Origin of the sequence: Streptomyces sp. WM4235 (assembly GCF_001279725.1) — a bacterium.
Taxonomy (GTDB): Bacteria; Actinomycetota; Actinomycetes; order Streptomycetales; family Streptomycetaceae; genus Streptomyces.
The window spans coordinates 1-9,265 of sequence record NZ_LGDE01000047.1; the positions used below are offsets into that span (position 1 = coordinate 1).

General features: G+C 69.8%; 10 protein-coding genes and 1 pseudogene. 4 read left to right on the top strand and 7 right to left on the bottom strand.

The annotated features are described in order from the left end of the window. Positions 1 to 27 precede the first annotated feature (27 nt). Genes ADK55_RS06495 through ADK55_RS06520 form a run of 6 tightly spaced genes read right to left on the bottom strand, consistent with a single transcriptional unit; the run spans position 28 to position 5,183 of the window. Complete coding sequence (locus ADK55_RS06495) at positions 28 to 1,272, bottom strand: cytochrome P450 family protein (protein ID WP_053676500.1); 1,245 nt, start codon at positions 1,270 to 1,272, stop codon at positions 28 to 30. A 13-nt stretch (positions 1,273 to 1,285) separates the two neighbouring features. Further along, a complete protein-coding gene (locus ADK55_RS06500) occupies positions 1,286 to 2,494 on the bottom strand; it encodes a cytochrome P450 (protein ID WP_053676501.1) in 1,209 nt (402 codons plus the stop codon). Then, the gene (locus ADK55_RS06505; RefSeq protein ID WP_053676502.1) at positions 2,491 to 3,093 is read right to left on the bottom strand and encodes a GTP-binding protein; all 603 of its coding nucleotides are present in this window, start codon (positions 3,091 to 3,093) and stop codon (positions 2,491 to 2,493) included. The genes ADK55_RS06500 and ADK55_RS06505 overlap by 4 nt, the downstream gene beginning before the upstream one ends. After that, positions 3,071 to 3,400, bottom strand: coding sequence for a DUF742 domain-containing protein (locus ADK55_RS06510; RefSeq protein ID WP_053676503.1), 330 nt, complete (start codon positions 3,398 to 3,400; stop codon positions 3,071 to 3,073). Before ADK55_RS06510 ends, ADK55_RS06505 begins: the two co-directional genes overlap by 23 nt. Before the next feature lie 23 nt (positions 3,401 to 3,423). Then, positions 3,424 to 3,849: a roadblock/LC7 domain-containing protein gene (locus ADK55_RS06515; RefSeq protein WP_053676504.1), complete on the bottom strand. Its 426-nt coding sequence runs from the start codon at positions 3,847 to 3,849 to the stop codon at positions 3,424 to 3,426. Beyond that, positions 3,849 to 5,183, bottom strand: coding sequence for an ATP-binding protein (locus ADK55_RS06520; protein WP_063839458.1), 1,335 nt, complete (start codon positions 5,181 to 5,183; stop codon positions 3,849 to 3,851). Before ADK55_RS06520 ends, ADK55_RS06515 begins: the two co-directional genes overlap by 1 nt. Before the next feature lie 458 nt (positions 5,184 to 5,641). On the opposite strand from ADK55_RS06520, the pseudogene ADK55_RS40670 reads away from it, so the two are divergent. From ADK55_RS40670 to ADK55_RS06530, 3 genes and pseudogenes are all read left to right on the top strand, one after another. Further along, positions 5,642 to 5,851, top strand: a pseudogene (locus ADK55_RS40670) (helix-turn-helix domain-containing protein); the annotation flags it as partial. A gap of 198 nt (positions 5,852 to 6,049) precedes the next feature. Further along, positions 6,050 to 7,045 carry a hypothetical protein gene (locus ADK55_RS06525; RefSeq protein WP_234349919.1) on the top strand — a complete coding sequence of 332 codons (996 nt, stop codon included), beginning with the start codon at positions 6,050 to 6,052 and terminating at the stop codon, positions 7,043 to 7,045. Next, positions 7,042 to 7,929, top strand: coding sequence for an aminoglycoside phosphotransferase family protein (locus ADK55_RS06530; protein ID WP_053676507.1), 888 nt, complete (start codon positions 7,042 to 7,044; stop codon positions 7,927 to 7,929). Before ADK55_RS06525 ends, ADK55_RS06530 begins: the two co-directional genes overlap by 4 nt. 14 nt (positions 7,930 to 7,943) lie before the next feature. Here ADK55_RS06530 and ADK55_RS06535 read toward each other — a convergent pair whose 3' ends face one another. Beyond that, positions 7,944 to 8,198, bottom strand: a complete 255-nt coding sequence (locus tag ADK55_RS06535) for a hypothetical protein (protein ID WP_159041292.1) — start codon at positions 8,196 to 8,198, stop codon at positions 7,944 to 7,946. A gap of 192 nt (positions 8,199 to 8,390) precedes the next feature. On the opposite strand from ADK55_RS06535, the gene ADK55_RS06540 reads away from it, so the two are divergent. Next, positions 8,391 to 8,762, top strand: coding sequence for a hypothetical protein (locus tag ADK55_RS06540; RefSeq protein ID WP_053676509.1), 372 nt, complete (start codon positions 8,391 to 8,393; stop codon positions 8,760 to 8,762). The last annotated feature ends 503 nt before the right edge of the window (positions 8,763 to 9,265 follow it).

The window sequence follows — 9,265 nt, forward strand, 5'->3', positions numbered from 1 at the left end:
CTGTGGTGGTCATCGGGCTGGTCCTGGTCAGTTGGTGGTCACTGCGGTGGGGCGAAGCCAAACGGGGAGCTGCTGGTGGCCGTTGCTGATCAGGGAGCCGAGCGGCTTCAGCCGGGCGGCCGGGACGGCGAGTTCGAGCTGGGGGAAGCGGTCGAACAGCATCCGCAGGCCGGTCGCGACCTCCAGACGGGCGAGCGGCGCGCCGAGGCAGAAGTGGATGCCGTGGCCGAAGGCGAGGTGGCCCTGGGTGGGGCGGCGGATGTCGAACGTGTCGGCGTCGTCGTGCCATCCGGGATGACGGTTGGCGGCGGCGTAGGAGGCAAGGATCGCCTCGCCTCGGGCGATGGTCTGGCCGCCCGGCAGCGTGATGTCGTTGACCGCGAAGCGCATCGGGAGGTGCTTGACGGCCGGCTCCAGGCGCAAGGTCTCCTCGACGACGTCGCTCCAGCCGGCGCGGCCGGCGCGGATGTGGCCGAGCTGCTCGGGGTTGGCCAGCAACAAGCTGATCGCCTGGTCGATCACGTTGACGGTGGTCTCGTATCCGGCGCTGATCATCAGCAGGAGGGTGTCGCGGAGCTCGACGTCGGACAAGCCGCGCCCGTCACCGTCATCGTCGCGTGCGGCGATGAGCAACGAGGTCATGTCGTCGCCGGGCTCGGCGCGCATGGCGGTGATGAGTTCGTCCAAGGCGGCATAGAGGCGGGCCGTGTTGGCCGCCTGCTCGTCTGAGTTCAGGGTGGTGTCGAAAACACCGTCGACAACGGTGCGGAAGCCGGCGCGCCGGTCGGCGGGCACGCCCATGAGGTGCCCGATCACCGCGATCGGGAGCGGGTGGGCGAGGTGCTCGCGCAGGTCGATGATCTCACCGGCGGGCAGGGTGTCGAGGTCGTCGAGGATGGCCGTGACGACGGTCTCGACGACGCCGGTGAGGTCGGCGATACGGCGAGCCGCGAACGCCGGGGCGATCATCCGTCGCAGCCGCCGGTGGTCGGAGCCGTACGCGGTGAACATGTTGTCGACGGCCACCCACAGGGCGAGCGGCCAGGTTCGTATGACCTCCTGGAAGTCGGGCCAGTGGGCGCGGGCGTCCTTGGATACGTCCGGGCTGGTCAACAGGGTCTTCAGGAGGTCGGGGTCGTTGATGGACCAGGCGGGCACACCGAGGACGTCGACGCGGACCGCGGGGCCGCGGCCGCGCAGCTCCTCGTGTTCGCCGTGGTGGTCGGCGCCGCTGGGGTCGAGGACGACCGGAGCGGCGGGTTGGGATGCCATGTGGGGCTCTCCTTCAGACTGCGGTGGGGGCGGGGAAGAGGACCGGGAGGTGGGTCAAGGCGCGGTGGAAGGGGCCTGGCCGCCAGGTCAGCTCGCCGGATGGACAGGCGAGGTCGAGGCTCATCTCGGGCAGGGCGTCGAGCAGGTGGATGATGGCCGTCTCGGCGATGAGATAGGCGTGGGAGCGCGCCGGGCAGGCGTGTGGGCCGGTGCTCCACGACAGGTGGGCGCGGTCGCCGGAGCCACCGCCCGCATTCAGGGCGGGGTCGTTGTTGCACGCGGCCATGGAGATGACGACCGGCTGATGGGCGGGCAGCGGGACGCCGTCGACGTTGACGGTCTGGGGCGGGTAGGTGATACAGAAGTTGGCCAGCGGCGGGTCGCGGTAGAGCACGGTGTCCAGGGCTTCGCGTACGGAGGCCCCTCCGGCGTGCACCGTCGCGGAGAAGTCCTCGTCGGTGAGGATCTTGAGGACGGTGTTGGTGATCAGATTGGTCAGCGGTTCGATGCCGGCTCCGTACAGGGTGACGAGCTGGTGCGCCATCTCGGTGTCGTCGAGCCGGGCGGGGTGGGCGATGAGGCGGGAGGCGATGTCGAGGCCGGGCTGTTCGCGGCGCAGGGCGACAAGCTCGATGACCGCCTGGGTCAGGATCTGGTTGCCGGTCGCCGCGTTCACACCGTCGAAGATGCGCGCCATCCCGTCGGCGATCCGGCGACCGATCTCGTCCGGGCAGCCCAGCAGCGCGCTCAGGACCCGGAACGCGATCGGCCACGCGAACTGCGACAGCAGGTCGGCACGGCCCGCTGGGCTGAACTCGGCGATCGTGCCGGCGGCGACGCGTTGGACGAGGGCGTGCAGGTGGTGCTGGTCCACGCCGCCCAGGGCGGACGTGTTCGCCGCCCGGTAGCGGAAGTGCGCGGGGCCCGCGGACCGCAGCGCGTTGGGCCGCCACTCCATCATCGGCCGCACGGGGCAGGTGTCGGGGATGGTCTGCTCCCAGACGCGCGGGTCCGCGGGGAAGCGGTCCTCGTCGTTGAGGATGCGGCGGGCCTGGTCGTAGCCGATCACCAGGGTCGCGGGCACACCGGGCTCCAGATCGACCGGCACGAGCGGCCCGTACCGGGTGCGCATCCGGGCGTATGCGGCGTGTGGGTCGGCGGCGAACTCGGCCTCGTAGAGTGCGATGCGGGGCTGGGCCGGGATGCCGGGGGTGGTGGTCACGGGCGGCGCTCAAGGGGGCGGAGGTGTCGGGCGGTCAGGTTGGTGCCGGGTTCGATCAGGGCCAGGTAGCCGGAGCGGCCCACACGGGCGTCGCAGGCGGTCAGCGGGGTGTCCGGGTCCAGAGCCAGGGCCTGGCGTATCTCCTCCGACGGGGGGTGGGGCGCGCCGTCGAAACGATTGATCGCCACGGCGTAGGGGATGCCGTGCTCTTCCAGGAGAGACAGGTGCTCGTGGGAGGCGTCGAGGTTGCGGGTGTCGGCCAGGACCAGGGCGCCGAGCGCCCCCTCGGTCAGGCTCTGCCACAGCGGCCGGAACCGGGTCTGACCCGGGGTTCCGAACAGGTACAGGGCGAGGTCGGAACTGATGTGGATACGGCCGAAGTCGATGCCGACGGTGGTGGTCCTCTTCCCCGGAGCACCGGAGAGGTCGTCCACTCCGGCGCTGGCCTGAGTGATCGGCTCGTCCATGTGCAGGGGCGGCACCTCGGAGACAGAGCCGACGAAGGTGGTCTTGCCGACGCCGAACCCGCCCGCGACAACGATCTTCGCGGAGCGCACGGCGCTGGTGGGGTGGATCTCAGACCTTGGTCCGTAGACCACGGAGCACCTCCCTCAGGATGTCGATCTCGGGCTGGTCTTCACGGGCGTTGACAGGGGTGCTGAGGTGGCCGCTGTCCATCAGGTCGCAGACGAGGATGAGGACCGTGGACGGCGGCAGCGCCAGGGACGCGGCGATGTCGGCCACCGCCAGGCCGCCCCGGACACCTTGGGTCAGGACCAGCACCCGGCGGTGGTCGAGCAGGAGTCCGTCGGCCGGGCCGGTCGCGGCGAGCACCAGAGACTCCAGGCGCACCTCCGGCCGGCTGGGGCGGACACGCCCTCCGGTCCGTACGAAGGGCCTGACCATGTCCGGATCTCGCCGCGGACCGCTCACCCCGCCGCCTGCGCTTCCGGAACCGGCCTGCGCGCCTCCACGGCCATCTGGTCGCCCACACTGACGGCGAGTTCTCCCATCTGGTGGGCGATGGTGGCAATGTCGGCGTCCGGGCCGGTGGTCTGCGCGAGGAGCAGCATGTGCTCACCGGCCTGCGTGATCAGGCACACGTACTCGGTCAGCTCCAGCACGATCTGCCGTAACCCGCCGCCGTCGAACGCCTCGCCGTAACTCCGGCCGGCCCCGCGCAGGCTGGAGGCGATGGCCGCGTGCCGCTCGCCCTGGTCCTGATCGATGGAGGACGTACGGGAGTGCAGCAGGCCGTCCGCGCTGATCAGGACCGCGCAATGGACCCCGGCGAGGGTGCCGAGCTGCTGGTCGAGCAGCCACCCGAGTTTGTTGGAGTGTGTATCGGTGAACATCAGGCTCCTTCGGACGTGGGGGACTGGCGTGCGCGCCGGGTACCGGCCGCCCAGGCGACGACCACGCTGGGGCGGCCGGGTTGGGCCGGCTCGGGTCGGGCGACGGGCCGCTGTGCGGGGGCCGTGTCGCGCCGGCGTACCGTCAGCCCGGTGGGCGTGGTCACCGGTGCGGACCGCGCTACGACCGGTGCGGACCGCGGTACGACGGGCGGCTCCGCCGGTGTCGGCCTCTCGGGGACGCTCGTCAGCAGGTCTCGCGGGAAGAAGATCTGCACGCTCGTTCCCCGGTAGGCGTTGGGGGCCTCCAGGTCAACGCTGAACCCGTACTGCCGGGACAGGGCCGCGGACACGGCGAATCCCGTCTGCGGGTGCGCGCCGAGGCGGGTGACCGTCTGCGTTTCCTCGCCGCCCAGGATCCGGCGGGCGGCCACCACGGCCTCGCGGTTCATCTGTAGCCCGGCGTCGTCGATCCTCACCGTCATGCCGTGGTGGCCGTCCAGCAGCCGTACGTCCACGACAGCGGACGGCGGCGAGTACTTCAGCGCGTTCTCGAGGAGTACCGCGATCGTGTGGACGGTCGGGCCGACGGCCCGACTGACCACGGCGACATCGGATTCCTCGGTCTTGATCCGCTCGAACCCGTCGAGGTGTCCCATGGCGGCCTGGATCACGTCGGTGAAGCTGGTGGCCGGCCAGCGCCGGGACAGCTTGCCCCCGCCGAGGATCACGTAGCTCTGCGAGACCAGCAGCAGCTGTTGGACGAGGCGGTCGATGGTGACGAGCGTTTCGTACGCCTCGCCGCCCGCGTGCCGGCGTACGCCCTCGCTGATCTGCCGGCTCACCCTTGAAGCGGTGACCACCAAAGACTCGGCGAAGGCGCGCACCGCGGCCTGGGCGGCCGCATCGGCCGTACCTCGTACTTCGGCGGCGGCGGTGTCGGCGGCTCGCCGGACCTGGGACACCTGTACGCCCGTGGCCGTCTCCGCGTCGTACTGCACCTGCCGCAGCGCCCGGGCCACGGCGTCGACGACCGCTCGTACCCGCTCGGCCACCGAGGTGCCGAGGGCCTCCGGCAGTACGAGGTCGACTCCCTGCCCGGCGCCCGGCCGGACGGTGGCCACCTGGAGTGAGGGCACCACCTCATCGGCCAACTGCCCCAGGATCGTCTCGGCGGCCCGCAACTGCTGCGTGAGGCGCTCGGCGTGCCGGTGGATCCGGTCGGCACGGCGCCGCTCCGCACGCAGCCGGCCTTGCAGGTGCGAGGCCGCGCCTCCGCCCGCCAGAGCCAGCGCCGAGGGCACGGCGACCGCCGCAACTTCTATCAGAGTGCTCATCAGGTCCTCACGGGTTCACGGTCACGGTCGAGTCGGTCGGTCTCGGGCCGCGGCCCAAGGGGTGCGTGCGGCGAGAGCGCCGTGTACAGGGGCGGCGTCACGGTGAGGACCGGGTCCGGCCCTGGCTGTTGCCGAGCCGGCCCGGTGAAGGGCGTCGGCCGGGGTCGTGCTCAGGGGTGGAACGGGCAGGAGGAGGACCGTGTCCCCGTGGATCTCGACGTCGACCGGTGCGTCGGCCGTGGCCTGCCGTTCGCCATGCCTCGCACCTCAAGGGACGCATCGGGTCGAATCACCATGCCAAGTCCAGTTCGTTGATCGGAAACACTTCAGGGGTATCCGGTTGCGGTGTGTACTGGTGCCACACCGGTCAGCAGTCATTTGATCAAGCACGCCAGGCGCGCGTGCAGATGGTGATGCGGATACCTTGCGAAATCCGCATCAGGAGGCCAGGAACTCAGATGCCACAACCTGAGAAGTCCCTTGACCCGAGCCGTTCGCCCGAGGCGTGGTTCGGTGCCGAACTCCGATTACGCCGCAAGGCGGCCGGGTTCAAGACCGCAGCACCCTTCGCTGAAAAGGTGCGGGTCAGCGTGGATGTGATCTTGAAAGTCGAGAAGGGTGTCTACCGGTGCCCGCAGGACCTGGCGCCGAAGCTGGACGAAGTCCTGGGTACCGGAGGCCTGTTCACCCGCGCCTGGGCCATGGCGTTCGGCGATGCGGATCAACGAGGGTCTGATGTGGATGTCCCGGATACCCGGCGGGGGGAAGGTGCCGTCCGGGAACGCGGAGGGCGCGTCCTTGTGAAGGGTGACCCATCAGCGTCGACCGGGAGCCCTGACCCTGTGGAGCGTCGTGCCTTCCTTGCCATGGGAAGCCTCGCAGCCCTCGCTCCGCTGGAACTCACCCCCCTTCTCACGCCCGCGACGCCGCCGCCGGTCCCCGCACGGATCACCCCGACGGAGATACGGCAGCTCCTGGACATCGCCGACGGGCTCCACGGGTGGGACAACGTCCATGGCGGAGGCGGGCTGATCGGGCAACTGTCCACCAATGCCATGCAGTGGGCGACCCGGCTTCTGTCCGTCGCCTGCCCCGCTCCCCTCAGGCCGGAATTCCTCGCCGCCGTCGCTCGCCTCGGACTCGTCTGCGGCGCCTCCCGGTTCGACGTCTACCGACACGACGAAGCCCGCCTCGCGTTCAAGATCGCGGTTGAATGCGCGGACGAATGCCGGCACTGGCATCTGCGGGCCAAGGGGTACTCCTTCCTCGCTCGTCAGGCCATCTGGATCGGCGACGCCGACGACGGCCTGACGAACGCCGAGAAGGGGCTCGTGCGCGCCGATCGCCTCACCGCTTCGGAACGGGCCATGCTGCACACCGCCCGGGCCCGTGCCTTCGGAAGGCTACGCAACGCCCAAGGGACGCTCACCGCGGTGGGCGCGGCGGACGACGCGTTCGCTCAGCGGCGACCGGAGGACGACCCTCCGTGGATGGCGTACTACGACGTGGCCCAGCACAACGGCGACACGGCTCACGCCCTGTGGGACCTGGCGGTCGGAATCGAGGGCGGCGATTGCGCACAGGCCGGGCAACGCCTACGGACCGCGGTTCGCGGGCACGGGCCCGCCTTCACCCGCTCCAAGGTCATGTCGTGCACCAAGCTGGCCTCCCTCGTCATGTTCCGGGGCGACCCGAGGGAGGGAGCGGCCCTCGGGCACAAGGCGCTGAAACTCGGTGACGGACTTACTTCGCTCCGGGCCGCCGACGACCTCAGGGAGCTCGGCCGCTTCGCGGCCCGGCACCCGAAGATTCCGGAGGCAGTGGCCCTGGGCGAGAGGATCACCGCTAGCTTGCAGGCATGACGAACACGGCGCGACCAGCCCTCGACGCGCTCGCGGAGGCCTGCGTCGCAGCCGGCTTGGACCCGCGCGGCGCAGAGCCGATCCGTATCGCCGAGAACCAGATCTGGCGACTCTCGGCCGGCGTCATCGTCAGAATGGCGCCTCCGGACCGGCTGGAGACCGCGGCACGGGAGGTCCGTGTTGCCCGATGGCTGGCGGACAACGGCGTCCGGGCCGTCACCCCCCTCGGGGTCGACCAGCCCGTGGAGAGCACCGGGCGGGTGGCGACGTTCTGGGAGGAGGTACCGGCACACCACCACGGATCCATCGCCGACGTCGCACTCGCGCTGAAGGAACTGCATGCGCTCTCGCCCCCCCACGTTCGACATCGGAACGCTCGACCCCTTCGTCCGCGTGCGGCAGAGGCTGACCGGGGCGCCTCCCTTCCTGTCGAGGACGGCCGATGGCTCCTCGACCTTCACACGGACCTCGCCGCCCGCTGGGCGACCGGCCTGCCCACGGGACTGCCCCGGCGAGCCGTGCACGGTGACGCCTGGCCCGGGAACATCGTCCGCATCAACGGCGGGGGACGGTTGGTGATGGACCTGGAACGGTTCTCCGTCGGCCCACCGGAATGGGATCTGGCCTCAACAGCCGTCCGCACCAGAACCACCGGGGCCGTCACCGAGGCCGAGTACGCCGCGTACTGCGCTCTCTACGGCCACGATGTCACCGACTGGTCCGGCTACGACCTGCTCGCACGAGCCCGCGAGCTCCGCATGGTTTCGTATGCGGCCCAGCATGCTGCCGGGGACCCGAGGTGGCAGGCTCAGGCGCAGCATCGCGTGGACTGCCTACGGGGGCGATGCGGCCCGCGGCCCTGGGCATGGGTGGGCATCTTGTAGGCCCGAAGCCACAGTCAAGCGGTCCTTGACTTCTTCATCTGCTTCCATGACGCGACCGTCAGAGGCACCGAAACGATCCCGATGCCGAGCAGGACCAATCTGACGCCGATCCCGTCGTTCGCCATCGCACCGCCGAAGCCGAGCAGCATGCCGCAGCCACCGAGGAACAACGAGCGCCAGCCGAGCAGGACTTCGCGCAGTCCCGCGGAGGAACCCTTGACGAATCCCCCTCCCTGCATCGACTCGAACCACCTGCTGATCGCGTTCATTTCCACCATCACATGATCGAGGCTACCGGGAGCGGTCTCCCCAGAGGATCGAGATGCCGATCCCACATCAAGCCACCTTTGGGCTGGGCTCCCATCCCATGCTGAGCCTTCGGATACATTCTCCCGAACCCGCGCCGGCGCCCACACCGGCGGGTCACCCCACCCGGTTTCCCGCCTCGCCGCAATGCCGTGATGCTCGCAACCGACGACAGCGGCCGGGCCACGAGCGCACTTGTCGACCTGACGCCGATTCTCTCCGACCTGACCACGCTCTATGAGGTGATCAGCGAAGCGTCCCTGCCCGATGTCGGCGGTGGGTACTTCATCCACTCACCCGCGACCGTGGCAGGACACTTCCGCGCGTACGGCTCCGCTCCGATCGACGGCGAGTGGATCGCACCGGTATTCGCCGGCGATGGCGGAGGCCATCTCTTCGCGATCGGCGGCGACGGACGAATCTGGAAGTCCACCACAGCCTCCTGTGCCGACGACTTCGGCGTCGTCGCGGCCGGCCTGCAGGAGTTCCTCGAACAGATCGGCCGAGGGATCGCGGACCAGCTCTGATCGCGGCTGAGACAGAAGTCGGCATCACGTGTCACGGAGACGGCTCAGCTCTCCGAAGGCGGGAACCGTGAGCAGCACGGCCTATGCCCGGGCACGGGATGTCGCCACGACTTCCATCGCCGCCGGGTGACGGCGTTGCCACCCAGGCCGGCCCGCGGTGAACGCAGCCCGGGTTGTTCTTCCTCGTCGATGGCATGTCGCCGTAATCGTTCCGAGGAACGCTTTTCGTGCCTCTGTGCGAAGAATTGTGCAGAACGACCGTTACGGAATTTGTTGCTCCGGTTGGGTGGCGAATGGATGAGTGCGCCCGGTGGTGCGCCGGGGTGCAGTGATCGGCCGGGCTGTGCGGGCCTTGGGCGGGTGTAGCGGTCAGTGAATGTCAGGGGCACGGTCGCGCGGAGTGGGTGTACTGCGCAGGTGAGGGTGACGGAAATGTCCGTGGTCGGTAACCGGCCACGTCGGGGGCTGCGGTGGGTCGTGCGGCGGGTCGAGAGTGTGGTCCT